The sequence below is a fragment of the Mesorhizobium sp. WSM2561 genome, assembly GCF_000513915.1.
In the GTDB taxonomy this organism is placed as follows: Bacteria; Pseudomonadota; Alphaproteobacteria; order Rhizobiales; family Rhizobiaceae; genus Mesorhizobium; species Mesorhizobium muleiense.
Map to the genome: position 1 here is coordinate 33,473 of NZ_AZUX01000023.1, position 24,037 is coordinate 57,509.

The 24,037-nt window shown below is 62.5% G+C and carries 24 protein-coding genes; 19 read left to right on the forward strand and 5 right to left on the reverse strand.

Annotated features, from left to right (window positions below):
* Positions 1-72 precede the first annotated feature (72 nt).
* Together M727_RS0120025 and M727_RS0120030 are read right to left on the reverse strand one after the other, a co-directional pair.
* Positions 73-699, reverse strand: coding sequence for a glutathione S-transferase family protein (locus tag M727_RS0120025; RefSeq protein WP_027154158.1), 627 nt, complete (start codon positions 697-699; stop codon positions 73-75).
* 8 nt (positions 700-707) lie between these two features.
* Positions 708-1,919 (reverse strand): NADP-dependent isocitrate dehydrogenase, encoded by a 1,212-nt coding sequence (locus tag M727_RS0120030; RefSeq protein WP_027154159.1) that lies wholly within the window; start codon positions 1,917-1,919, stop codon positions 708-710.
* A 217-nt stretch (positions 1,920-2,136) separates the two neighbouring features.
* On the opposite strand from M727_RS0120030, the gene M727_RS36885 reads away from it, so the two are divergent.
* The 6 genes from M727_RS36885 to M727_RS0120060 all read left to right on the forward strand — a co-directional run bounded on the left by M727_RS36885 (position 2,137) and on the right by M727_RS0120060 (position 7,009).
* Entirely contained in the window at positions 2,137-2,985 is an 849-nt protein-coding gene (locus M727_RS36885; protein ID WP_036262807.1) for an RNA methyltransferase, read from the forward strand.
* 132 nt (positions 2,986-3,117) lie between these two features.
* Positions 3,118-3,930, forward strand: a complete 813-nt coding sequence (gene murI / locus M727_RS0120040; RefSeq protein WP_027154160.1) for a glutamate racemase — start codon at positions 3,118-3,120, stop codon at positions 3,928-3,930.
* A 62-nt stretch (positions 3,931-3,992) separates the two neighbouring features.
* The gene (locus tag M727_RS0120045) at positions 3,993-4,181 is read left to right on the forward strand and encodes a DUF3008 family protein (protein ID WP_023717374.1); all 189 of its coding nucleotides are present in this window, start codon (positions 3,993-3,995) and stop codon (positions 4,179-4,181) included.
* A 369-nt stretch (positions 4,182-4,550) separates the two neighbouring features.
* Complete coding sequence (gene rpsD, locus M727_RS0120050; protein ID WP_023798277.1) at positions 4,551-5,168, forward strand: 30S ribosomal protein S4; 618 nt, start codon at positions 4,551-4,553, stop codon at positions 5,166-5,168.
* 136 nt (positions 5,169-5,304) lie between these two features.
* Complete coding sequence (gene ttcA / locus M727_RS0120055) at positions 5,305-6,192, forward strand: tRNA 2-thiocytidine(32) synthetase TtcA (RefSeq protein ID WP_027154161.1); 888 nt, start codon at positions 5,305-5,307, stop codon at positions 6,190-6,192.
* On the forward strand, positions 6,182-7,009 hold the full coding sequence (locus M727_RS0120060) for an inositol monophosphatase family protein (protein ID WP_027154162.1): 828 nt from the start codon (positions 6,182-6,184) through the stop codon (positions 7,007-7,009). Before ttcA ends, M727_RS0120060 begins: the two co-directional genes overlap by 11 nt.
* A gap of 162 nt (positions 7,010-7,171) precedes the next feature.
* Here M727_RS0120060 and M727_RS0120065 read toward each other — a convergent pair whose 3' ends face one another.
* Both M727_RS0120065 and M727_RS0120070 read right to left on the reverse strand, forming a co-directional pair.
* Complete coding sequence (locus tag M727_RS0120065) at positions 7,172-8,713, reverse strand: GMC family oxidoreductase N-terminal domain-containing protein (protein WP_036262798.1); 1,542 nt, start codon at positions 8,711-8,713, stop codon at positions 7,172-7,174.
* Positions 8,714-8,762: 49 nt separating this feature from the next.
* Entirely contained in the window at positions 8,763-9,440 is a 678-nt protein-coding gene (locus M727_RS0120070; protein ID WP_027154164.1) for an FCD domain-containing protein, read from the reverse strand.
* Positions 9,441-9,650: 210 nt separating this feature from the next.
* Here M727_RS0120070 and M727_RS0120075 point away from each other — a divergent pair, with 210 nt between their 5' ends.
* The 9 genes from M727_RS0120075 to M727_RS0120115 all read left to right on the forward strand — a co-directional run bounded on the left by M727_RS0120075 (position 9,651) and on the right by M727_RS0120115 (position 18,735).
* A complete protein-coding gene (locus M727_RS0120075) occupies positions 9,651-11,279 on the forward strand; it encodes a choline dehydrogenase (protein WP_027154165.1) in 1,629 nt (542 codons plus the stop codon).
* A 289-nt stretch (positions 11,280-11,568) separates the two neighbouring features.
* Positions 11,569-12,720 (forward strand): cupin domain-containing protein, encoded by a 1,152-nt coding sequence (locus M727_RS0120080; protein ID WP_027154166.1) that lies wholly within the window; start codon positions 11,569-11,571, stop codon positions 12,718-12,720.
* Between the two features lie 77 nt (positions 12,721-12,797).
* Positions 12,798-13,925, forward strand: a complete 1,128-nt coding sequence (locus M727_RS0120085; RefSeq protein WP_027154167.1) for a hypothetical protein — start codon at positions 12,798-12,800, stop codon at positions 13,923-13,925.
* 9 nt (positions 13,926-13,934) lie between these two features.
* Positions 13,935-14,342, forward strand: a complete 408-nt coding sequence (locus M727_RS0120090; protein WP_027154168.1) for a RidA family protein — start codon at positions 13,935-13,937, stop codon at positions 14,340-14,342.
* Positions 14,343-14,362: 20 nt separating this feature from the next.
* Positions 14,363-14,983, forward strand: a complete 621-nt coding sequence (locus tag M727_RS0120095) for a glutathione S-transferase family protein (protein WP_027154169.1) — start codon at positions 14,363-14,365, stop codon at positions 14,981-14,983.
* Positions 14,983-15,912 (forward strand): 5-formyl-3-hydroxy-2-methylpyridine 4-carboxylate 5-dehydrogenase, encoded by a 930-nt coding sequence (gene fhmpcd1, locus M727_RS0120100; protein ID WP_027154170.1) that lies wholly within the window; start codon positions 14,983-14,985, stop codon positions 15,910-15,912. The genes M727_RS0120095 and fhmpcd1 overlap by 1 nt, the downstream gene beginning before the upstream one ends.
* A gap of 124 nt (positions 15,913-16,036) precedes the next feature.
* Complete coding sequence (locus tag M727_RS36890; protein ID WP_027154171.1) at positions 16,037-16,879, forward strand: ABC transporter ATP-binding protein; 843 nt, start codon at positions 16,037-16,039, stop codon at positions 16,877-16,879.
* Positions 16,876-17,691 carry an ABC transporter permease gene (locus M727_RS0120110; RefSeq protein ID WP_027154172.1) on the forward strand — a complete coding sequence of 272 codons (816 nt, stop codon included), beginning with the start codon at positions 16,876-16,878 and terminating at the stop codon, positions 17,689-17,691. Before M727_RS36890 ends, M727_RS0120110 begins: the two co-directional genes overlap by 4 nt.
* Positions 17,692-17,724: 33 nt before the next feature.
* Positions 17,725-18,735 (forward strand): ABC transporter substrate-binding protein, encoded by a 1,011-nt coding sequence (locus M727_RS0120115; protein WP_027154173.1) that lies wholly within the window; start codon positions 17,725-17,727, stop codon positions 18,733-18,735.
* A 39-nt stretch (positions 18,736-18,774) separates the two neighbouring features.
* Here M727_RS0120115 and M727_RS0120120 read toward each other — a convergent pair whose 3' ends face one another.
* The gene (locus M727_RS0120120) at positions 18,775-19,200 is read right to left on the reverse strand and encodes a hypothetical protein (RefSeq protein WP_027154174.1); all 426 of its coding nucleotides are present in this window, start codon (positions 19,198-19,200) and stop codon (positions 18,775-18,777) included.
* Positions 19,201-19,297: 97 nt separating this feature from the next.
* On the opposite strand from M727_RS0120120, the gene M727_RS0120125 reads away from it, so the two are divergent.
* From M727_RS0120125 to M727_RS0120140, 4 genes are all read left to right on the forward strand, one after another.
* A complete protein-coding gene (locus tag M727_RS0120125) occupies positions 19,298-20,329 on the forward strand; it encodes a BMP family protein (protein ID WP_027154175.1) in 1,032 nt (343 codons plus the stop codon).
* 77 nt (positions 20,330-20,406) lie between these two features.
* The gene (locus M727_RS0120130) at positions 20,407-21,975 is read left to right on the forward strand and encodes an ABC transporter ATP-binding protein (RefSeq protein WP_027154176.1); all 1,569 of its coding nucleotides are present in this window, start codon (positions 20,407-20,409) and stop codon (positions 21,973-21,975) included.
* The gene (locus tag M727_RS0120135) at positions 21,972-23,069 is read left to right on the forward strand and encodes an ABC transporter permease (RefSeq protein ID WP_027154177.1); all 1,098 of its coding nucleotides are present in this window, start codon (positions 21,972-21,974) and stop codon (positions 23,067-23,069) included. Before M727_RS0120130 ends, M727_RS0120135 begins: the two co-directional genes overlap by 4 nt.
* Before the next feature lie 4 nt (positions 23,070-23,073).
* Positions 23,074-24,009, forward strand: coding sequence for an ABC transporter permease (locus tag M727_RS0120140; protein ID WP_027154178.1), 936 nt, complete (start codon positions 23,074-23,076; stop codon positions 24,007-24,009).
* The last annotated feature ends 28 nt before the right edge of the window (positions 24,010-24,037 follow it).

Sequence of the window (24,037 nt, forward strand, 5' to 3'; positions counted from 1 at the left end):
AGAGCCGCACTGGCGGGCAGGCAAGGGGGGGCCAGCGCCAACGCTGGAAAGGGGTCACGGGACCCCCTGCTGTCACCCGGCCTTTTCGGTCTTCGCAAAACTCTCCCGTAGGGCGATGCGCGCGAACCAGTCCCGAATATCTGGAAATTCGGCCAGCAGGTTCTGTCCGTCGGCAACCTTGACGAAATAGCCGATGATGGGTGCTGCATGCAGGTCGGCCAGCGTCAGTTGCTCGCCCAGCAGCCACGGCCCGGCGGCTTTCAGTGAGGTGAGTGCGCGAAGCACCGTCGCCGCCTGCAGAAGCCCATTGGCGATCAAAGCCTCGTCGGGCGTTGTTTTCTCCAGTCGCTCGACGGCGACATCCCAGACCATGGCCCGATAGGCATAGGCGTCGAGCATGGCGATGATCTGGTTCATACGTGCGCGAGATCGGGCTTCGATCGGTTGCAACGCCGGGCCGTCGAACGCTTCGTCGACATAGCGGGCGATCGCGCCGGTCTCGTGGAGGCGGAACCCGTCATGCTCGAAGGCCGGGATGCGGCGGAACGGCTGATGGTCGAGATACCAGCCCGGAATGCCGTCCGCCGCAAAGATGTCGACCGGCACGAGCTCGTAGCCGATGCCTTTTTCCTCGAGTGCGAGGCGGACGATGCGCACATAGACGCTGTAGTCCGCCCCGTAGACGACGGGCCTGCTCACAACGCTGGTCAGGCCATCGCCTTCTGCAGATTCTCGTCGATCTTGTCGAGGAAGCCGGTGGTCGAAAGCCATGGCTGGTCGGGACCGATCAGCAGCGACAGATCCTTGGTCATGAAGCCGGCTTCGACGGTCTGGATGCAGACTTTTTCCAGCGTCTCGGCAAAACGCATCAGCTCGGCATTGTCGTCGAGTTTGGCGCGGTGCGCCAGGCCACGCGTCCAGGCGAAGATCGAGGCGATCGAATTGGTCGAGGTTTCCTCGCCCTTCTGGTGCTGCCGATAATGGCGGGTGACGGTGCCGTGCGCGGCCTCTGCCTCCACCGTCTTGCCGTCCGGCGTCATCAGCACCGAGGTCATCAGGCCGAGCGACCCAAAACCTTGCGCCACCGTGTCCGACTGCACGTCGCCATCATAGTTCTTGCAGGCCCAGATATAGCCGCCCGACCATTTCAGGCTTGAGGCAACCATGTCGTCGATCAGCCGGTGCTCGTACCAGAGCTTCTTGGCTTTGAACTCGGCTTCGAACTCTGCCTCGTAGACTTCCTGGAAAATGTCCTTGAAGCGGCCGTCATAGGCCTTGAGGATGGTGTTCTTGGTCGAGAAGTAGACCGGGTAGTTGCGCAGCAGGCCGTAATTGAGCGAGGCGCGGGCGAATTCGCGGATCGAGTCGTCGAGATTGTACATGGCCATGGCGACGCCGGCCGCCGGCGCCTCGAACACGTCATGCTCGATCACCTGGCCGTCCTCGCCGACGAACTTGATCGTCAGCTTGCCCTTGCCGGGGAAGCGGAAGTCGGTGGCGCGGTACTGGTCGCCGAAGGCATGACGGCCGACGATGATCGGCTTGGTCCAGCCGGGCACCAGCCGCGGCACGTTCTTCATGATGATCGGCTCGCGAAAGATGGTGCCGCCGAGGATGTTGCGGATGGTGCCGTTCGGCGACTTCCACATCTTCTTCAGCCCGAATTCCTCGACACGCTGCTCGTCGGGCGTGATCGTCGCGCATTTCACGCCGACGCCATGTTTCTTGATGGCATTGGCCGAATCGATGGTCACCTGGTCGTTGGTGGCGTCGCGGTGCTCAACGCTGAGGTCGTAATATTCAAGCTTGAGGTCGAGATAGGGGTGGATCAGCTTGTCCTTGATGAACTGCCAGATGATGCGGGTCATCTCGTCGCCGTCGAGTTCGACGACCGGGTTCGCCACCTTGATCTTCGCCATGGAAAGAATGCCTCATTGTTGGGGATCGGAACGGCCTTGCCCGCATGGCTTTGGCCGGGGATGCGGCCCGTATATCAAAGCATTTTTGGCCGCGCAAACGGCGATCCGCGCTAGCGAGCTCGCCCCTGGCATCGGGCGTTGCCTGCCAAAGCTTCATTTTCGCGGCCGGATATGGCAGGGGACGCTGAAATGCCGCAAACAGCAGTTCATTGAGACAATGCAAGCCAGCAACGACATCCTTCCTGCCACCGGCCCGGCGATCATCCTGGTCGAGCCGCAGCTCGGCGAGAATATCGGCATGGTCGCGCGCGCCATGGCGAATTTCGGCCTTGCCGAGCTGCGCCTCGTCAATCCGCGCGACGGCTGGCCGAGCGAAAAGGCGCGCGCCGCCGCGAGCCGCGCCGATCACGTCATCGATGCCGCTGGAGTATATGACGATCTGGCCTCGGCGGTCGCCGACCTGAACTTCCTCTTCGCCACCACGGCGCGCGCGCGCGATAATTTCAAACCGGTGCGCGGGCCGGTCGAGGCGGGCAGGGCGCTGAGAGCGCGGCAGCGATCCGGACAGCGCACCGGCATCCTGTTCGGCCGCGAGCGGTTCGGGCTCTACAATGACGAGGTCGGCCTCGCCGACGAGATCGTCACCTTCCCGGTCGATCCCGCCTTCTCCTCGCTCAACATCGCCCAGGCTGCCCTGCTGATGTCCTATGAGTGGATGAAGTCCGGCCTTGAGGATGAGACGAAAACCAATTTTTCCAGCCCCGACATGATGCCGGCGACCAAGGAACAGTTGCACGGCCTGTTCGCCTATCTGGAAGGCGCGCTCGAAGCGCGCGGCTATTTCCGCCCGGCGGCGAAGAAGCCGAAAATGGTCGACAATCTGCGCGCGGTGCTGACGCGCGCCGGCTTCGCCGAGCCGGAGCTCAAGGTGCTGCGCGGCATAATATCATCGCTGGACAGGTTCTCGCCGGCCATGCCGCGCGGCGACGGATCGCCGGGCGATGATCCAAGGCGGCTTCCGGCAGCGGCCCGCGCCGCCAAGGCGACTGACAAGAACCAGGTGTAAGAGACAGTCTGTAGCCGTAACCGAATGTTATTTGCTGTGGTCCATCATCCCAAAAATGATGGATCAGGATTTGTGACCATCTTCCCGCCGCGGACCCGCAGCCTTCTCCGCCTTCTCCTGTAGACGATGACAATGACCGATCCTTCAAGCGCCCGCCCGATCCTGATGTTCGATTCCGGCATCGGCGGCCTGACGGTGCTGCGCGAAGCGCGGGTGCTGATGCCCGACCGCCGCTTCATCTATGTCGCCGACGACGCGGCTTTCCCTTACGGGGCTTGGGAGGAACCGGCACTGAGGGCACATGTGCTGGAGCTGTTCGGCAAACTGCTTGATCGTTTTTCGCCGGCCATTTCAGTCATCGCCTGCAATACCGCCTCGACGCTGGTCATCGATGCGTTGCGCGAAAGATTTCCCGGTCATCCTTTCGTCGGCACGGTGCCGGCGATCAAGCCGGCAGCGGAACGCACGCGCTCGGGGCTGGTTTCGGTGCTGGCGACGCCCGGCACCGTCAAGCGCCAGTATACGCGCGACCTGATCGGCAAATGGGCGCAGAAATGCCATGTCCGCCTGGTTGGCAGCGACCGTCTGGCGGGACTGGCCGAGGTCTATATGCGCGATGGCTTTGTCGATGAAGAGGCGGTGCGTGCCGAGATCGCGCCGTGCTTCGTCGAACGTGACGAACTGCGGACCGACATCGTCGTGCTTGCCTGCACCCACTATCCCTTTCTGGCCAATCGCATGCGCAAGACGGCACCCTGGCCGGTCGATTGGCTCGATCCCGCCGAGGCGATCGCGCGACGGGCGCTCTCGCTGCTCGCGCATGCCGAGGCCAGCCACCGCGGCGAGGCGTTGCCGGAAGGCGCCGACCTTGCTGTCTTCACCTCGAAGCGGGTCGATTTCCCGACCCGCCGCCTGATGCAGGGGTTTGGGCTGGCGATTTCCTGATATCTGGGAACATCACCACGACCGCTGCGTTTTTCCCTCATCGCAAGACGGGAGAAACGATCATGCCAGCCACTTCAAAAGCCCAGCAGAAAGCCGCCGGCGCGGCATTGTCCGCCAAGCGTGGCGAAACCAAGAAGAGCGAGCTAAAAGGCGCTTCGAAGGGAATGTACAAGTCGATGAGCGAAAAGCAGCTCGAGGAGTTCGCCGAGACCAAGCGCAAGGGCCTGCCGGAGAAGAAATCGAAACACTAGCCGCTGGTCCGCAGCCGAGGTCCGGTCCCGTGGTTGGATAGCCGCGGTCCAGCACGCGCGCGGGGGAACCGCGGCTGCCATCACCGACGCCAGCCGCGAACTGCCGCGAGCTTGACACCAGTTAAATCTCCGTTTAATCAGCCCACCAACACCGGGCCGCAATGTCCGGTGGTTTCTTGATGTGCGCAAGACATTTGGGAAGCCGCTCTATTCCTCCCGGAGTCTTGTCTAGAATGACGTGTCCCGTGGGTTTTCCGCCGCGTTGCGTGGGAGAACCCTGTCAGGTCTCGAAAACGGGGGCCAGAGGAGGGCGCGTTTCCTTCACCCGGACCATGAGGTGCCGGGTGTGTCTTTTTGAAAGGGAATGCGATGAGCAAGCGCGAATCCGCGAAATACAAGATCGACCGCCGTCTCGGCGAAAACATCTGGGGCCGCCCGAAGTCCCCGGTCAACAAGCGCGAATACGGTCCTGGCCAGCACGGCCAGCGCCGCAAGGGCAAGCTTTCCGATTTCGGCCTGCAGCTGCGTGCCAAGCAGAAGCTGAAGGGTCACTACGGCGACGTGTCGGAAAAGCAATTCCGCAAGGTCTATGAAGAGGCGAACCGCCGCAAGGGCGACACCTCGGAGAACCTGATCGGCCTGCTCGAGTCGCGTCTCGACGCGGTCGTCTACCGCGCCAAGTTCGTACCGACCATTTTTGCCGCTCGCCAGTTCGTCAATCACGGCCACATCAATGTCAACGGCAAGCGCGTCAACATCGGCTCGTACCGCTGCAAGCCGGGCGATGTCATCGAAGTGCGCGAAAAGTCGAAGCAGTTGGTGATCGTCCTGGAATCGGTAGGCCTGGCTGAGCGCGACGTGCCTGATTACATCGAGGTCGATCATAACAAGATGACGGCGTCCTTCGGGCGCATCCCCGGGCTGTCGGATGTTCCCTTCGCCGTGCAGATGGAACCGAACCTGGTCGTCGAATTCTATTCGCGCTGATCGTTTTTTTCATCTGCGACATCATCGAAGGCCGCCCTCGAGGCGGCCTTTTCTTTGGGGTTCCGAAAATCGATTTCGATTTTCGGGCCGATGCGCTACTCCGGGCAGCAACAAGGATTTTTGGGGCCGCCGCGCCATGAACATGCTGCCAGAAACAATCGAACCGATCACTGACGCCGCAGGCGGCTTTCATCCGCTGTTTGCCGATGTGCCGTCCTCCGTCGAATTCAACAAGCTGCGCAAGCGGCTGCTGCGTCTCGCCCGTCAGGCGATCGACGATTTTTCGATGGTCAGGCCCGGCGATCGCTGGCTGGTCGCCTTGTCCGGCGGCAAGGATTCCTACGGCCTGCTTGCGTTGCTGCTCGACCTCAAATGGCGCGGGCTGCTGCCGGTCGACCTGCTGGCTTGCAATCTCGACCAGGGCCAGCCGAACTTTCCAAAGCACATTCTGCCCGATTATCTCAACACATACGCCATTCCGCACCGCATCGAATATCAGGACACCTATTCGGTGGTGACCGACAAGCTTCCCCAGGGCAGCACCTATTGTTCGCTGTGCTCGCGGCTCAGGCGCGGCCATCTCTACCGCATCGCGCGCGAGGAGAACTGCTCGGCTTTGGTGCTTGGCCACCACCGCGAAGACATTCTCGAAACCTTTTTCATGAACCTGTTGCATGGCGGGCGCCTCGCCGCCATGCCGCCAAAACTGCTCAACGACGACGGCGACGTCATGGTGCTGCGGCCGCTTGCCTATTGCGCCGAGGCCGATCTCGAAAAATTCGCCGGCGCCATGAAGTTCCCGATCATCCCGTGCGATCTGTGCGGCAGCCAGGACGGCTTGCAGCGCAATGCGATGAAGGCGATGCTCGACGACCTGGAAAAGCGCATGCCCGGCCGCAAGGACACGATGATCCACGCCATGACCAATGTGCGGCCCTCGCATCTGCTCGACAGAAAGCTGTTCGATTTCGCCGCCCTCAACGAGACCCTGACCGCAAGGCAAGACCTTCCCGATGACATTTGACGATACCGCAATCGACTGGCTCGCCAAGCTTCTGTCCGACGCTGCCATTGCCGAGATCATGCCGCGCTTTCGCCGGCTGGATGAGGGCGACGTCCGCCAGAAGACCTCGGCAGCCGATCTGGTGACGGAGGCCGATGTGAGTGCCGAGCGGCTCATCACCGTCAGGCTGCGTGAGCGCTACCCGCAGGCGATGATCGTCGGCGAGGAAGCCTGCTCCGACGACCCGGCGCTGCTCCAGGGCCTCGGCGAAGCCGATCTCGCCTTCGTCATCGATCCAGTCGACGGCACTTTCAATTTCGCCTCCGGCGTGCCGCTGTTCGGCGTCATGCTCGGCGTCGTGGTGAAGGGCGAGACCATCGTCGGCATCATTCACGATCCCATCGGCAAGGACTGGCTGATCGGCGCCAGGGGTGCTGGCAGCCACATACGGCATGCGCATGGCACTTTGGAAAAGGTGCATGTCGCCGAGCCTGCGCCGATCTCGCAAATGACCGGCGCGGTGTCCTGGCAATATATGCCCGAGCCGGAACGGTCACGGCTGGCGCGCAACCAGACGAAATCCTTGTCGCAATTCGGTTATCGCTGCGCGGCACACGAATACCGCCTGCTGGCGAGCGGCCACGCCCACTTCGTCGTCTACAACAAGCTGATGCCGTGGGATCATCTGGCCGGTGTGCTGATCCATGCCGAGGCAGGTGGTTACGCGGCGCATTTCGACGGCAGCGCCTATCTGCCTTCGCATGTCGGCGGTGGCCTTCTTGTCGCACCGGACGAAGCAAGCTGGCGCGAACTGCGCCGGGAACTGTGGGCGGAATAGGCTGTTTGGGATCGATCCGATTCGGGCCATGCCCGGCCGATCCGATACCAATCCGATTTTTGGGATCATGCGCTACTGCACTGCATGTCGCGCAAAAGTGTGCAGCGGTTTTGCGATAACGACATGCATAAACAACAACCTAAAGCGCGTCGCATGAGGCGGTCAAACGCGACGCGCTTTAGGCGGAGCTGACGCCCAGGTTTCCGCTATGGCGACTACCGCGGCATTGATGGGTCCGCTCGGGATCGTCGGCATCACCGACGCGTCGACGATGAAGACGTTGTCGAAGCCGTTCAGCCGCAAATCCGGGTCGACGACTGCGTCGGCATCCCCGCCCATCCTGCACGTGCCGGCAGGATGATGATGTGTGGAGGCAGCGCTGGCGATGAAAGCGTCAAGCCCGTCGTCCGACTGCACCTGTGATCCCGGCAGGATTTCCACATCGCGCCACTCGTCGAGCGCTCGATGATGGCCAATCGCGCGCGCCGTCTTCAGCGCTATCCGGAAAACGGCCCGGTCATGTTCGGTTTCGAGATAATGCGGATCGATGATCGGTGCATCGTTCCGGCCCGGCCCGCTCGGTGCGATGCACCCACGACTGGTCGGCTGGGTGACGCCGCAGAGTATCGTGAAAGCCGAGCCGTAGGGCGGCGCATTCAAGCCCACTGCGGCCGATGGAGCAACGACGCAGGCGAGTACGATATCGGGGCTTCCCGTCGAACGGGTCGGGTCGCTGCCGTGCAGATACATCAGCGATTCCGAGTGCTGCAGGCGCGACGGGGGCAGCGGCTTTTTCGTGCTGTAGACGTTCCCAAGGGCCAGCAGATGGTCCTGCAGATTGCGGCCGACATCGCGCCGGTCGGCACGACAGCGAATCCCCGCCCGCTTCAGTGTATCCGGATCGCCGATGCCCGATCGCATGAGGATGAGCGGCGACGACACCGCGCCGGCACAAAGAATGATCCTGTCGGCGGAGATCGTCATGCTCTCCCCATCGCACACGACAGCCACACCCGTGGCCCGCTGGCCTTCCAGCACGAGGTGCTCGACTTCGTGAGCGGTGAGCAGAGCGAGGTTCGGTCGCACCATGACCTCCGGCGGCAGATAGGCGTCGGCGACGCTCAGGCGCTTGCCGGCGCGGATGTTCAGCGAATTAGGGCTCGTGCCAGCGAGTTCGCCGCTGTTGTGGTCGGTCAGGACGGGGATCCCCATGGCCTGTCCAGCGGCTATATAGGCGCGGACGACGGGGCTGACCTCCGCATCCGGCAGATAGACGTCCAACGGTCCGCTGCGGCCGCGCGACGGCGCGTCGAAGGCGGTGAAAGCTTCGCTGCGGACGAAGCCCGGCAACAAGCCCGAAAAGGACCAGCGCTGGCCGCCTGCTACTGCCCAGGGCCGGAAATCATCGGGATGGCCACGCACATAGGCCATGGCATGCAGGCAGCTAGAACCGCCGACGATCTTCCCGCGCGGCCATTCGTGGACGCGGTTTGCGGTAAAGGGTTGCGGCACCGTCCGATAAGCCCAGTCATAGGCGCGGCCCTGCAGCATCGTCCATTTCAACGGGTCGGCGATATCGGGATCGGACGGCATGACCCCGGCTTCGATCAGGCCGACCTGGCACGCGCTGTCCTCGCTTAACCGGCTAGCCACCACCGAGCCGGCAGATCCGGCGCCGACGACCAGCACGTCGAAATGACGCATCAATTTGAAAGTTCCCGCGAGCAGGCTGTCTGGCTAGAATACGAGACGCTCATGCCGCAAAAGCGCCGGCATTCGACCGCTCCGTGATTCGTCTTTGCACGGATAGCAAATGCGCGCGCATGGCCGCTTCGGCTGCTTCGGGGTCGCGTTTCGAGATCGCTTCGGCGATCAGACGATGTTCGCCGTCGCGCTCGGCGATCCGCTTAGGGCAGGTGGGTGCTGCGGTCCGTGCGACCTTGACCCGCGCATCGACCCCGACCTGGCGCAGCATCTTGTAGAATTCGGCGGCAAGATGGTTGCGGGCGGCAGCGACGATGGCGGAATGAAAAGCGAAATCGACCGCGCCCGACGAGGCATTCTCCGGCGTGGTTGCCGCATCGATGATCCGGGCCGTCTCGAACGAGGAGGCGCGCAGCGATGCCAGCCGGGCGAGGCCCGGTTCCATGAGCAGGCGCAACTCCAGAACCTCGATGGGGTTGGTTACCCTGACAAGTTCTTCGCCATATCGGGGCAGGGCAGTCGGCGCACGCCTCGCGCGCGCCGGTTTCAAATCACCTGATTGGCGCAGCATCTCGAGCGCCTTGCGAAGCTGATGGCGTTTCACGTTGAGATGTTCGGCAAGGTCACGCTCGGAAGGAAGCTTGCCGCCGCCCTGCTGCAAGCGGCGGACCGCTGCGATGATGTCGTCGAGATCCGATGATACGATCTGCGGCTCGAATGCGCTCAAAACCAAATCTCCTGTCTGATCGGCAGCGGTCGACTCGATGTCCCGATATCAGTTGTGACACGGAATCGATGGGCACGGCACTCAACCAACTCAACCAATCTACATCTGCGTCCGATGGTTGACAACACCAGTTGCGCGATGGTTGAGTGCCGCAGTTGTTTCTTTGACGGCTCACATCTCGGCGGGGCCGTCTTCTCCCGAGGACAGTGCATGCCGTTTGGGGAAACATTCGACTATGTCATTGTCGGCGCCGGGTCGGCCGGCTGCGTGCTTGCAAACCGCCTGAGCGAAGATCCTGATGTTTCCGTGCTGCTCCTGGAAGCCGGCGACTGGGATCGCGATCCGATGATCCACATCCCGCTCGGCTGGGGTAAGATCCTGACCGAACGCCGTCACGACTGGATGTATTTCTGCGAGCCCGAGGCCAATGTCGGCGGACGCAAGGTCGAATGTGCGCGCGGCAAGGTCATCGGCGGCTCCTCCTCCACCAACGCCATGGCCTATGTGCGCGGCAATCGCGGCGATTACGATCGCTGGGCGGCCAGCGGTCTCACCGATTGGTCATTCGACAAGGTGCTGCCCTATTTCAAGAAGCAGGAGCGCTGGGAAAAGGGCGAGAGCGACTATCGCGGCGGCAGCGGGCCGCTGAACACGCAGTTCTGCCGCTACAAGGACGAACTGATCGATGCCTTCGCTACGGCGAGCCGGGATGCCGGATATCCCCAGACCGACGATTACAATGGCCCGGTGCAGGAAGGCTTTGGCCGCCTGCAGATGACGATCGCAAACGGTCGCCGCTGCTCGACCGCGTCGGCCTATCTGCGTCCTGCCATGCGCCGCAGCAATGTCAAGGTGCTGACCGGCGCGATGGCGACGCGGATAATGCTGAAGGACGGGCGAGCGATCGGCATCGCCTACACCAGGGGCGGCGCGACCCACCAGGTGCTGGCGCGGCATGAGGTCGTGCTTGCCGGCGGCGTCATCAACACGCCGCAGTTGCTGATGCTGTCGGGGATCGGCGATAGCGGCGAGCTCGCCGCGCATGGTATCGAGACGAAAGTAGACCGTCCGCAGGTCGGCAAGAACCTGCAGGACCATGTCTCGGTCATTCTGATGTATCGGCGCAAGCAGCCGGGGCCATTCCTCAAGATGATGCGGGCCGATCGTATCGGGCTGGATTTCGTCAAGACCTATTTTACCGGAAAGGGCTTTTCGGGAGATGTGCCCGGCGGGGTCGTGGCGTTTCTGAAAAGCGATGCAAGCCGGCCGTTGCCGGATGTTCAGCTGCTTTTCACGGCTGCGCCGCTTGCCGCATGGCCTTACATGCCGCCATTCAAAGCGCCCTTCGCCGATGGCTTTGCGACCCGCATCGTCGCCGTCCAGCCGGAGAGCAGGGGGAGCGTGAAACTGGCGTCGAACGACCCATTGGCCGCGCCGCTGATCCACCAGAATTTCCTGTCTTCGCCGCGCGACTGGCAGTCGCTTCGCGCCGGCTTCCGCGTCGCGCGCAACCTCGCTGCGCAACCGTCGATGATGCCGTTCATCGCCTCGGAGTTCTTTCCGGGCTCGCAATGCCAGAGCGACGACGAGATCGATGAGCATATTCGCAAAACCTCGATCACCGTACATCATCCCGGCGGCACCTGCCGCATGGGTGTCGATGCCGGCTCGGTGGTCGATCCCGAACTGCGGGTACGCGGCGTTGCCGGACTTCGCGCAGTGGATGCTTCCGTGATGCCGGACCTTATTTGCGGCAACATCAATGCGGCGGTCATCATGATCGCCGAAAAGGCCTCGGACCTGATCCGCGGCCGTGCTGAACAAAGCATGGCGGCCTGATCGCTGTCGCCCGGTGTTCAACCAAATTCCTTTGGTTGAAAACAAAATTCGAGTTGGTTGGGCTGCCGAGCGATTGCCACGGCCGTAATGGTACAATCCGCATTCGCCGGACCGGCCATATTCTCGCATCTTTTCGACTTTTCTTGCCCTTTTTGGAGTCATTCGGCTTTCAAAGAAGCGCTCAACCAAAAATTTCTAAAATTCTCAATTTTGGGATTGTCGAGCAAAACCAATCCGAATACGGTTGAGTTGGTTAAACGCGTTTTCTTCGTGAAGAGAGGTGTCAGACATGTCCTTGGCGCAACCGACAGACCTTACCGTCACCAACAAGAAGGCCGCGCTGAAGGGCCTTTATGACGCCCTCTACGAAAAGAATATGTTCCCGTTCTGGGCGACGTCGGAAGGCGTCGATCACGACGAGATCAAGCAGCTCATGGCGATGTCGAAGGCGATCCCCTTCGTCTGGTCCTATGCCGACATCGAGCCGCTGCTGCAGCGCGCCGCCGAACTGGTGACCATGGACGACAGCGAGCGCCGGTCGCTGATCCTGGTCAATCCGGGGCTCGCGCCCAAGCGCGCCTCGGTCAGCACCATGTACACCGCCTACCGCCTGAATGATCCGGACGAGATCATGCCGCCGCACAAGCATTCGCCGAGCGCCATACGTTTTGGCCTGACCGGCAAGGGTAATTTTACCGGCGTCGAGGGCGAGGACGTGGTTTTCGGCCCCGGCGACATGGTGCTGACGCCGAACGACGCCTGGCACAATCACGGCACGGTCGGCGGCGAACAGGCGGTCAACCTTTCGGTCCTCGACCTGCCGCTGGTCGAGACGCTGCACGCCGTGCATTTCGATCACAAATACACCGAGATGGTCGACGGCAAGGAAGTCGAGAAGAAGGTGCAGACCGCGCGTTTTCCGAGCGATTATTCGCAGCGAATCTATGGCGAGGGCGGCCTGATGCCGCGCTTCGTCGACCACAAGCGCGGCGGCGGCCTGTCGTCGCCGATGTATGTCTATCGCTGGGAAAAGATGGAAGCGATCCTCGACGCGCACAAGGATTGGGACGGCGATCCGCATGAAGGCATCGTCATCGACTATGTCGACCCCACCACCGGCGGCCCGGTCTTCCGCACGATCAACTTCTACGTGCAGATGTTGCGGCCGGGCGAAAAAACGCTGCCGCAGCGCGAGACCGCCAGCCTGCTGTTGGCGCCGTTCCGCGGCAATGGCCATTCGATGATCGACGGCAAGCGCTACGACTGGAACCAGTTCGACACGATCGCCATACCGGGCGGTTGCTGGGTCGAGCATATCAATGGCTCCTCGACCGAGCCGGTCATCTTCTTCGGCGCGACCGATGCGCCGACACAGAAGGCGCTGCTGCTCTACAAGCGCTGGGGCCGCAACCAGGCCGGCGATCTGCTCCGCATCGTCTAGTTTGCAGGGGAAACCGTCCGCGCCGCCATAGTGGCGCGGACAAAGAACGAGACGGTTCAGCAGCAAGGGCGGATGCATTGGTTTCGGCGTTCAACACAAAGCAGATCGGCCATGTCGACTGTCCCGGCGGTGGTCAGGTCTGGGTCGACGGCAATATTCTCTATATCGGCCACATGCGTCCGCCGAGCGGCACGACGCTTGTCGACATTTCCGATCCGCGCAATCCCAAGAAGGTCGCGACGATCGACGTTCCGCCCGGCTGGCACTCGCACAAGGTGCGCGCCCAGGACGGTCTGATGATCATCAACCACGAGCGCTTCGGCAATGCGGGCCCGGCCGATTTCGGCGGTGGCCTGGCGCTCTACGACACGACCCGACCGGCGGAGCCGAGGCTGATCTCGAAGTGGATAACCGGCGGCCATGGCGTGCATCGCTACGACTATGACGGCCGCTATGCCTATATCTCGCCGACTGCCGACGGCTATGTCGGCAACATCGTGATGATCCTCGACCTGATCGATCCGGTAAATCCGGTCGAAATCGGCCGCTGGTGGATACCGGGGCAATGGACCGGCGGCGGCGAAGAGTATCCGTGGCATGATTACGTCACGCCGCGCTGCCACCATCCGTTACGCATGGGCGACCGGCTCTATGTCAGCTACTGGCATCACGGCCTGTTCATCCTCGACATTTCCGACATTTCGACGCCGAAGCTTGTCTCGCATGTCAATTCGAGCCCGAGCTTCCCGCATCCCACGCACACATGCCTGCCGATCCCGCAGCCCCTCAAGGGCCGCAACATCATGGTGGTGGCGGACGAGGATGTCGCCAAGCTCCGACCTTCGCCGCCGGCCTTCACCTGGATCTACGACATCACCGACGAAACGAAGCCGCTGCCGATCTCGACCTTCCAGGTGCCTGGCCTCGACCCGGATGGCGAACCACAACCGCCAATGACCGGCTGCCATCAGCCTTCCGAGCGGTTCAAGGGCACCATCATTCCGTTTGCATGGTTCGCCCAGGGGCTGCGGCTGGTCGACATCGCCGACCCGTTCGCACCCAAGGAGGTCGGCCATTTCGTGCCCGATGCGCCTGAGGGCGCCGAGCGATCGTCTTCCAACGACGTCACCATCGACGATCGCGGCATCGTCTACCTTATCGACCGCGTCCGTGGCGTCGATATCATCGAAACCAGCGTTCTCTAGGGGGATAGGTTGAGCGACAGCACGCGAAAATCCGCCAGCCACTACGCCATCGGCAAGAAGAATCCGAACCTGCCGTTTCATCCGGCGGTGCGTGCCGGCGATTTCATTTTCGTCTCCGGCCAGGTGCCGAAGGACGAGAACAACAACATGATCAGCGGCACGATCGAGGAAGAGACGCTGGCGACGCTGAGGACCATCGCGCGCGTCATTGCCGATGAGGGGGCAACGCTCTCCGATGTCGTGCGGATCACCACCTATCTCGAGGATACGCGCGACTTCGGCCGCTACAACAAGGCGTTTCTCGAAGGGATCGGCGACGCGGTGCTGGCGCGCACGACGGTGGAGGCAAAGGCCGTCATCAACACCAAGATCGAAATGGACGCTATCGTCTACAAGCCGCTGCCGGCCGGCAAGTAGGCCACAATCGAGGAGATGATATGTACAAGCTCTTAGGCCGCCAGACATCGGGCAACGTTCAAAAGGTGCTCTTCATGCTCGAAGAGCTTGGCGCGCCATACAAGCGCGAAGATTACGGCCGCCAGTTCGAAAACACCCAGACGGCCGAATACAAGGCGCTTAATCCGACGTTGAAAGTCCCGACGCTGGTCGACGGCGACACCGTGATCTGGGAGTCCAACACCATCCTGCGCTATCTCGCGGCATCCGGCGGTGAGCGGCTGAATGGCGCCACCCCTGCGGAAAAGACCGAGGTCGAGCGCTGGATGGATTTTCTGCTGGCGGCGGTCAATCCCGGCTATATGGCTGCCTTCAAGGGGGCCAAGCTGACGCCAGAGGAACAGACCGCCGAATACAAGGAACAGGTCAAGGACCTGGTGGCGCAGCTCAAGATCATCGACGGGCATCTGGCCGGCAAGGAATTCCTGGCGCTGGGAAAGCTGACCATTGCCGACATCGCCTGCGCACCGATCCTGAAACGCTGCATCGACTTCAAGATTGATCGGCCGTCGCTGCCCAATCTCGAGCGCTGGGTCGCCGCAATCGCCGCTCGTCCAGCCTTCAAGGCGGCAACCGCTGCGGCTCCCGCAAAGGCCGCATGATGATCAAGCGCGCCGCTCTCATCGGACTGGGAACGATGGGTCCGGGCATCGCCGCGCGGCTTTCGCGCGGCGGGCTCGACGTGGCGGCGTACGATGTTTCCGATGTCGCGGTCGAACGCGCCCGCGGCACGCTCGACATCGCCGGCGGGGTTCTGGACCGTCTCGACATCAAGGTGCCGGCAACGGGCGCCGGCACGGTGCGCTTCGCCCGCACTATCGCCGAGGCCGTTGATGGTGCGGAACTGGTCATCGAGAATGTGCCTGAGAATATCGACATCAAGGCCGAAACCTATCGCGCCATCGACCCGCTGATCGGTCCTTCGGTGATCGTCGCCTCGGATACGTCGGGTATTCCGATCACCAAGCTGCAGGCCCATATCTCGCACCCCGAGAGAATGGTCGGCATGCACTGGTCGAACCCGCCGCACATCATTCCGATGATCGAGGTGATCGGCGGCGAGAAGACCGCGCCCGAAACGGTGGCGACGATACGCGACCTGATCCGCTCGATTGGCCTGTTGCCGGTGGTCGTGAAGAAAGACGTTCCCGGCTTCGTCGAAAATCGCGTTCTTTACGCACTGCTGCGTGAAGCGGTGGATCTGGTCGAGCGCGGCGTCATCGAACCGGAGGATCTCGACACCTGCGTATCCTGGGGCATCGGCTACAAGATCGCCGTCATCGGGCCAATGGCGCTGCTCGATATGGCCGGCCTCGATATCTACAAATCCGTCTCTTCGTTCCTGAACGCCGATCTCTCCAATCGGGATGATGTGGCGCCGATGGTGCTGGAGAAGACCGGTGCATCGAAGTTCGGTATCAAGTCGGGCGAGGGCATGTTCTCCTATACGCCCGAGCAGATAAGGGCGCTGCAAGGCGAACGGGCGCGCAAGCTGGTCGCGGTGCGCCGCATCCTCGAGGGCCGGGAGTAGCCGATGGCACGAGTTAGGCATGAGGCTGGCCATGCCGGGGACTTCACCCGGTTGGCCGTTCATGCGGACTGTGCCATCAAGACAGCGCAGCTGCGGCCAATCACGATGCATGGGGTGATCGACCATGCAGGTTGAAACCATTCGACCCGCCGGCGGCCGACCGACCCACATGCGCCACGACGACCTCATTTCCGCCAAAGGCGTTTCGGTGGTCATGGGCACGGATCGGAATCGCCAGCTGATCCTCAGGGATATAGACCTTGCAGTTCCGCAAGGCTCGTTCGTTTCCCTGATCGGCCCTTCGGGTTGCGGCAAGAGTACGCTGCTCAAAGTGCTGGCTGGGTTGGTAAATCCGAGCAGCGGCAGCGTCTCGGTTGCCGGCGTTTCGCCAGGCGAAGCGGCGCGCAAGCGGATGATCGGTCTGGTCTTTCAGGATGCCAATCTGCTGCCATGGAAAAACGCCGTCGACAATGCCTCGATGCTGCTCGGCATCGCCGACAAATCGATGTCGCGCTCGGCGCTGCGGGCGCGTGGACAGGAAATGCTGGACCTGGTGGGACTTGGCGATGCCGCCCACAAGCGCCCAAACGAACTGTCTGGCGGCATGCGGCAGCGGGTTGCCATCGCCCGGGCTTTGGCGCTCGATCCGGCGGTCTTGCTGATGGACGAGCCGTTTGGCGCCCTTGACGCGATCACCCGCGATTCGATGGGCCAGTCGCTGCTGGAGATCTGGCAGCGGACCGGCAAGACGATCGTCTTCGTGACGCATTCGATCGACGAAGCCATTCAGTTGTCGCGCCAGGTTCATGTGCTGGGAATCAAACCGGGACGCATTACCCAGAGCCTGGACATTCCGCTGCCTTATCCGCGCGACGCTTCCGTGACCGAAGTCCCCGAGTTCGTCAGGCTGGTGCTTCAGCTTCGAACGATGCTGCGCTCCAGTCATCAGCCCGGAGGCGCGACGTGAGCAGGCAACCCCTCATGAATGTCTCATCGCCGCAACCGGTTTCCGGCTGGGACGCGGCCACAAGCAGCTGGCTTCCGGCGGCTATCCTTCTGCTGGTGACGATCGTGTTGTGGGAAGCGGCGGTGCGGATATTCTCGATATCTTCCTTTATCGTTCCTGCCCCATCCGAGATTGCAAAATCGCTGGTCGCGCAGTGGGGCACTCTCATGCAGGCGACGGTGGTCACGGCAGGCGAAATCCTGTTTGGCTTTCTTGTCTCGGTCATAGTCGGCATTGCGCTTGCTCTCGTCATCGTGCGCTTCGATTGGCTGGGCCGCGCACTCTACCCGCTCGTCGTGCTGTTCCAGAATGTGCCGAAGGTCGCGCTGGCGCCGATCTTCATCCTCTGGTTCGGTTATGGGCTCGCTCCCAAAATCGGTCTGATTCTGGTCATCGCCTTCTTCCCGGTGACGCTGTCGATGCTGGCCGGCATGCAATCGGTCGACCGTTCGCTTCTGTCGCTGATGAATTCAGTCGGCGCCAGCCCGACCCAGATCCTGTTCAGGATCCGTGTCCCCCACTCGCTTCCGAGCCTGATGGCCGGGACCAAGATCGCCGCGACCCTGAGCGTCATCGGCGCCATCGTCGGCGAATTTGCCGGAGCCTCGGACGGGCTCGGCTACGTCATCCAATTCGCGTCGACGCAGCTCGACACGGCCCTTGTCTTCGCGGCGCTGCTGCTGGTTTCAGTGCTCGGCATCGCCTTCTACTACGCAGCCGAAATTCTTGAACGTGTCGTGGTGCCGTGGGCGCCGAAATTCAGCCAGGCCTAGGATCTTTCGAACAACCAAACAAGGGAACAGACAATGCTGAGACGCTCTCTTATCAAGGCGGCCACCTTTGCGGCATTTGTCGGCGCGCTTGGCGTCTCGAACGCGGCGCTGGCGGCGGACACGGTCAACGTCCAGCTCGACTGGGTGGTGCGCGGCAATCACGCCATGTTCTTTGTCGGCATGGAAAAAGGCTTCTTCGCCAAGAACGACATCGATGTGAGCGAGGTCCGCAAAGGGTCCGGCTCGCCTGACGCCATGCGGCTGGTGGGCAACGGCAACGCTGAATTCGGCTTCGGCGATCTTCCCACGCTCGCCGTGGCAAGGTCGCAGAATGTTCCCGTCGTGGCGCTCGCGGCGGTCAACCAGCAGTCGCCGCTGGGCATTATTTCGCTCGCCAAGACGCTTAAGCTGACCAAGCCTTCAGACCTCAAGGGCCTGACCATCGGCATCCACCCGGCGGGCTCCACCTACATTTTCTTCCGGGGCTTCCTGGCTGCCAACGGCATGAGTGAGAAGGACATGACGCTCAACAGCGTCTCGCCGCCTTACGAAAGCTACCTGCTGCTCGGACGGGTCCAGACGGTCGTCGGTTATCTCGACGCCGAAGTGCCAGAACTTGAAGCCAAGGCTGGCGGCCCAGGGTCGCTGAGCATCATGCTCGGCGCGGATCACGGCTGGAAGGCCTATGGCTCGGGACTGTTCACCTCTGAAGCGATGATCAAGGACAATGCCGATGTCGTGCGCCGCTTCGTGAAGGCCTACAGGGAGGCTTTCGACTATGTCGCGGCCCATCCGGAAGAAGCTGCCGAGATCACCGCCAAGGCCGTTCCTGGCTATGCGGAAAAGAAGGATGTGCTGCTGGCCCAGCTCAAGGCCGACATCGCTTCGACGTTCAACAGCCCGGCGACGAAGGAACACGGCCTCGGCTGGATGACGAAGACCCAATGGGAAGAGACCTTGAAGACGCTGACGGATCAGGGCGTGCTCAAAACGGCACTGTCGGCCGACGACGTCTTCACCGACAAATTCCTGGCGGCAGAGTGAAGGTCGGGGGCGGTGTCTGACCTGGCAAAAAGCGAGCGTCTACCGGCAGACCAGCCTGTCGTCCGCTCTGCTGCAGGTCACGGCCATTTGCCGCTTTCTTGCACTGGTCCAGTCGAGCGCGATTTGCACGCGCGTGGCGTATGCCTGTCTGGCAAGGCCGCACCACAGCCGCTCGACGGGCAGGTTTTCGCGCTTGTCGTTGAGGATCGCAAATGTCCCGGTTTCTGGATCGAACCACAGCTCGACACGGGCGCTCTTGCCAGGCGCCGCGGTGGCGATCGTGGCCGAATACCAGTGGGCGAAGTCTGCGTTGCAGGAAAGCGCCTCGCGCCCCGCGTTCGAGATCGTCAGTGGCACCGGATCGAGCCCGTCGGTGCCGGTTCGCACAGTGATGTGCCGCAATTCAACCGCGTTGGCGAACGACGTGAACGCCAGAATTGTCGGAAGGATGTATCGCACAACCACCTTGCATGAACTCCGTGTGGAATTGTTCAGGCAATCTACCTCGCTTTTGCGCAATAACAATAAGAATATCTTGGGTCAACCGAACAGAGAGGGTAACATGTCTAAGTTCCTGAAGGGCAGCGTAAGCGCTGTTATATTAAGCGGCCTCTTGCTGGGCAATGCAGCACTTGCCGCCGAAGTCAAGTCCATTGCCATCCTGACGCCGGAAGAAGGCACCGATTATGGTTGGAACCAGCAAGGCATCGACGCTGCCAAGGCAGCGGCGAAAGCTGCCGGTGTCGAGATAGTGACGGCGCAGGGGCTCGGCTATGGCGACGTGCGCCCGACATTGCGGGAACTGGCGGCCGACGGCGCCAGCCTGTTGATTGCCCATGCCAGCGGGTACAACACCGCGGCTCCCGAAATCGCCAAGGAAACCAAGGTGCCAGTGGCGATCGTCGACACGCCGACCGGCCTGGAGGCGGGGCTCGTCGCAGACTACACGCTGAGCGGTCACGAAGGTGCGTACCTTGCCGGCCGTCTCGCCGCCAAGATGTCGCGTTCCAAGTCGGTCGGCATCGTCGTGTCCGGCGAGCCTCCGTCGTGGAACTCGCAGTCGGCGGCATTCGCGCAAGGTGTGAAGGCCGAGAACCCTGACGTCAAGGTCACCTATGCGGTGATCGGACCCGCCGCCTACAGCGATGCGGCCGGCGGCAAGCGCGTTACCGAAAGCGTGATCGCATCGGGCGCCGACATCATCTTCGGCCAGGGCAACGGCTCGAGCTTCGGCATGCTGCAGGCGGTCGAGACGACCAAGGCCGGCGATGGCGGCAAGGTCTATTTCATCGACGTCATCGGCGACAAGACGCCGATCGACAAAGGCTTCCTGCTGTCGTCGGTGGTTTGGAACATCGAGCCGGTCTATGCGGCGATGATCGCCGACCTCAAGGCCGACACGTTCGGCACCAAGAGCTACTCGATCGGCCTCAAGGACGATTCGGTCAAGCTTCTGAAAACCGCTGCGATCCCGGACAAGGTATGGGCGGAGATCCAGACGCTGCGCGAGGACATCGTTTCCGGCAAGACCAAGGTCGATCCGGTCTATGATGCAGCAGCAGTCAGGGCGCTGATGACCAGCGTCGCCCAGTAAGGCGCTTCAATGCAGACTTCCGGAGGGGTGACAATTCACCCCGCCGGACCGATTTCATGTTTCAAGGCCTTGGCTTCATGAGTAGTGCGACCTCATTGTCGGTCGACAAGCGCGACATCGTCGCGCTTGAAGGCGTGACCAAGCGGTTTCCCGGCGTCGTCGCCAACGACAGCGTCGATCTGGCGATCCGTCCGGGTGAAGTGCATGTGCTGCTCGGTGAAAACGGCGCCGGAAAATCCACCTTGATCGGCATGCTGTCCGGCCTGCAGCAGCCGGACGAGGGCCGCATACTGGTCGACGGCGAGCCTATCGCGATCACCTCGCCGCGCCATGCGCTGGCGCTCGGCATCGGAACCGTATTCCAGCACGTGATGCTGGTGCCGACGCTGACGGTCGCGCAAAACCTGTTGCTCGGCGGCCCGTGGTGGCAGCGGCCCAAGACCGAGGAGCTGGAAGTGCGCGTCGCCGAAATCACCAGGGCGCTCGGTATCACGGTCAAGCTGCATGCCAAGGTGTCGGAACTCTCGCTCGGCGAACAGCAGCAGGTCGAGATCCTGCGCGCGATGGTGCGCAACAGCCGGCTTCTGATCCTCGACGAGTCGACCTCGATGCTGACGCCGAAGGGCATCGATGAGCTGGGCGCGCTGATGCGCCGCCTTGTCGAGCAGGGGCTGGCGATCGTCTTCATCACCCATAAGCTCAAGGAGGCGGCGGCTTTTGGCGATCGAATCTCGGTGCTGAAACTCGGCCGCAAGGTCGGCGAAATTCCTCCCGAGCGGTTTCGCGCGCTAGGCGAGCAGGCGATCGTTTCGGAGATCGTCGAATTGATGTTCGGCAAGCAGAAGGACGACCCGGAAGCGTCCGAGCGTCCGGTTCGCACCATTCACGCCGGAGCGGCTCCGCTGCTTCAGGTCCATGAACTCGCGGTCGCATCGACAGACGACGCGCCGGGCCTGTTGTCGATTTCGTTCGACATCCGTCCAGGCGAGCTGCTGGGCATCGCTGGTATCGACGGCAATGGCCAGAAGCAACTGGCGGAAGCGCTGGCCGGCCAGCGGGCGACGGTGAGCGGTTCGGTGCGGCTGCAGGGCGCGCCCATCGAGGCGCTGAGCGTCGGAGAACGCCGTGAGCGAGGCCTTCGCTACCTGACCGACGACCGGCTCGGCGAGGGCACGGTCGGGACTTTTCCGGTCTCGATCAACTTCTTCCTCAAGCAGGTCGGCGCCGCTCCCTTCTGGCGCAACGGCGTCGAGCAGCGCGCTGAAATCGACAAGCGCGCCGCTCAGCTCGTCCGCGAATACGACGTGCGCACGCCCAGCCTGAAAACGCCGGTCGCCCGGCTCTCCGGCGGCAACATCCAGAAGGTGCTGCTGGCGCGCGAACTCGCCGAAGGCGCAAAAGTGGTGATCTTCAACAAGCCGACCTATGGGCTCGATCTCGCCAACACATTGGCTTCGCGTCAGCGAATCCGCAACACGGCGGCTCGCGGCCTTGCCGTTCTGCTCATCTCCACCGACCTGGAGGAGTTGCTCAGCATGTGCGACCGCATCGCCGTCATCTCGAACGGCTCGCTGGTCGGCACGGTCGAGAATGTCGGCGATGCCCGCTCCAAGATCGGTCGCTTGATGATCGGACTTGCCGCATGAGCATCGACACCGTCCCAGCCGCCGGCGCAACCGCACTCGATGCCACGGCTGCTGTGGTGACGCGCCGCGATATCCAGCATCGGCTGCTGATGACCATCGGGCCTATACTGGCCGCGCTTGTCATCGCCGGCTGCATCCTGCTTGCCGTCGGGGTCGACCCGCTTGCCTATTATGGCTTTGTGCTCGAGAGAGGGCTTTTGTCGCCGCTCGGCATCCAGCAGACGCTGACGCGCATGGCGCCGCTGCTGTTTCTTGCGGCTGGCCTGATCGTGGCCTTTCGCGCCGGCATGTGGAATCTCGGCGGCGATGGCCAGTTCCTGCTCGGCGCGGTAACGGCCGCCGCCAGCGCGCCGCTCTTCGTGGAAGTCATGCCTGCCTGGCTGGCGCTGATCTGCTCGTTCGTCATCGCCATGGCGGTTGCGATGCTCTGGTCGCTGGTGCCGGCCCTTTTGCGGGCCTATCAGGGCGTCAACGAGATCATCACCACGCTGATGATGACGTTCCTGGGCACCTCGCTCGCCAATGTGCTGGTCAAGCTGGTGTTTCGCGATCCGGGCACGACCGTGCCGCAGACCCGCACCTTGCCGGTCGAGGACCGGCTGCCGCGCCTGCTCGACACGACCATCACCAGCGGCCTGCTTCTGGGACTGGCGGCGATCATCACCGTACATCTGGTGATGACGCGCACGGCCTTCGGCCTGAAGCTGAGGATCGTCGGGGCCAACCCACGCGCGGCCATCCATGCGGGGCTCGGCGTGCCGAAGCTCACCATTGCCGTCTTCGCCATGTCGGCCGGGCTGGCCGGACTTGCCGGCGCTGTCGATATCCTCGGCGTCCAGGGTAACGTCCGCGCCGACTGGAACCCCGCCTATGGGCTGGCGGTCATTCCCGTCGTGTTCCTCGCCCGCATGAACGGCTTTGCCGCCATCGGTTTCGTGTTCCTGCTTTCGGTGCTGTCGATCGGCGGCGAGAGCGCGGCCCGCCGCCTCGGCGTGCCCAATCATTTCACGCTGGTGCTGGTCTCCATCGTGCTGATCGTGCTCGCGCTCGCCGAATACATCGATCACCGCTACAATCAGTCGCGGAGGGCCTGAAGTTATGACCGGGCTGTTCAGCGAAGTCTTTCTCAGCGCGCTTTTGTTTGGCGCCGTCACCGCGGCGATCCCGCTGTTGCTGGCTGGCCTCGGCGAACAGATGTCCGAAAAGGCCGGCGTGCTCAACATCGGCATCGAAGGCATGATGCTGGCCGGCGCCTATCTCGGCTTCGTCGGCGCCTTCTATTCCGGATCGCTGTGGCTGGGCTTTCTCACAGGCGCTGGCGGCGGTATCGCGGTGGCGCTGGTCATGGCGCTGCTTTGCGTGCGCATCGGGTTGAACCAGATCGTCATCGGCATAGCGCTGACCCTGGGACTTGAAGGCCTGACGGCGCTGCTCCACCATTTCCAGTTTTCGCGCAGCTATCCCCGCCTGCCAGCGGTGGATGTGACCGTCATCCCGTTGCTGTCGGACATTCCGGTGATCGGGCCGGCGCTGTTCAGGCAGCATCTGATCGTCTACCTGGCGGTCGCGCTGGTTTTTGCCATGGGCTACATCTATCGGCGCACGCAACTCGGCCTGAACCTGCAGGCGGCGGGCGACAAGCCGGCCGCCCTTGACGTCGCCGGCATCGACGTCGCACGAACCCGCGCCATCGCCGTGCTGACGACTGGAGCGCTGGCAGGGCTTGGCGGCGGCTTTCTCGCCAATGTCGGCGCCGGTCTGTTCATTCCTTTCATCACCAATGGCGCGGGCTTTCTCGGCATCGTGCTGGCCATGCTGGCGCGTGGTCGCCCGGTCTGGGTGCTGTTCGGTGCCTTGTTGTTCGGCGTGTGCCTGTCGCTGACGACAGCCATGCAGGTGGCCGGCATCAACATACCAACCGACGTCATCCAGATGCTGCCGTTCCTGGCGGTGATGATCATGCTGGTTCTGTTCGGCCGGCGGGCCAGCCTGCCGGCCGCGCTCGGCATTCCATACGAGCGCGGCGTGCGCTGATCAGGTTCAAGCGCGGACGGGACCCGCG

Excerpts from the sequence above, each read along its gene's own strand:
- M727_RS0120060 (WP_027154162.1), top strand. The coding sequence starts at position 6,182 with ATGACATTTGACGATACCGCAATCGACTGGCTCGCCAAGCTTCTGTCC.
- M727_RS0120135 (WP_027154177.1), top strand. The coding sequence starts at position 21,972 with ATGAGCATCGACACCGTCCCAGCCGCCGGCGCAACCGCACTCGATGCC.
- M727_RS0120065 (WP_036262798.1), bottom strand. The coding sequence starts at position 8,713 with ATGCGTCATTTCGACGTGCTGGTCGTCGGCGCCGGATCTGCCGGCTCG.
- ttcA (WP_027154161.1), top strand. The coding sequence starts at position 5,305 with ATGAACATGCTGCCAGAAACAATCGAACCGATCACTGACGCCGCAGGC.
- M727_RS0120125 (WP_027154175.1), top strand. The coding sequence starts at position 19,298 with ATGTCTAAGTTCCTGAAGGGCAGCGTAAGCGCTGTTATATTAAGCGGC.
- M727_RS0120030 (WP_027154159.1), bottom strand. The coding sequence starts at position 1,919 with ATGGCGAAGATCAAGGTGGCGAACCCGGTCGTCGAACTCGACGGCGAC.
- M727_RS0120095 (WP_027154169.1), top strand. The coding sequence starts at position 14,363 with ATGTACAAGCTCTTAGGCCGCCAGACATCGGGCAACGTTCAAAAGGTG.
- murI (WP_027154160.1), top strand. The coding sequence starts at position 3,118 with ATGACCGATCCTTCAAGCGCCCGCCCGATCCTGATGTTCGATTCCGGC.
- M727_RS0120140 (WP_027154178.1), top strand. The coding sequence starts at position 23,074 with ATGACCGGGCTGTTCAGCGAAGTCTTTCTCAGCGCGCTTTTGTTTGGC.
- fhmpcd1 (WP_027154170.1), top strand. The coding sequence starts at position 14,983 with ATGATCAAGCGCGCCGCTCTCATCGGACTGGGAACGATGGGTCCGGGC.
- M727_RS36885 (WP_036262807.1), top strand. The coding sequence starts at position 2,137 with ATGCAAGCCAGCAACGACATCCTTCCTGCCACCGGCCCGGCGATCATC.
- M727_RS0120045 (WP_023717374.1), top strand. The coding sequence starts at position 3,993 with ATGCCAGCCACTTCAAAAGCCCAGCAGAAAGCCGCCGGCGCGGCATTG.
- M727_RS0120130 (WP_027154176.1), top strand. The coding sequence starts at position 20,407 with ATGAGTAGTGCGACCTCATTGTCGGTCGACAAGCGCGACATCGTCGCG.
- M727_RS0120080 (WP_027154166.1), top strand. The coding sequence starts at position 11,569 with ATGTCCTTGGCGCAACCGACAGACCTTACCGTCACCAACAAGAAGGCC.
- M727_RS36890 (WP_027154171.1), top strand. The coding sequence starts at position 16,037 with ATGCAGGTTGAAACCATTCGACCCGCCGGCGGCCGACCGACCCACATG.
- M727_RS0120115 (WP_027154173.1), top strand. The coding sequence starts at position 17,725 with ATGCTGAGACGCTCTCTTATCAAGGCGGCCACCTTTGCGGCATTTGTC.
- rpsD (WP_023798277.1), top strand. The coding sequence starts at position 4,551 with ATGAGCAAGCGCGAATCCGCGAAATACAAGATCGACCGCCGTCTCGGC.
- M727_RS0120075 (WP_027154165.1), top strand. The coding sequence starts at position 9,651 with ATGCCGTTTGGGGAAACATTCGACTATGTCATTGTCGGCGCCGGGTCG.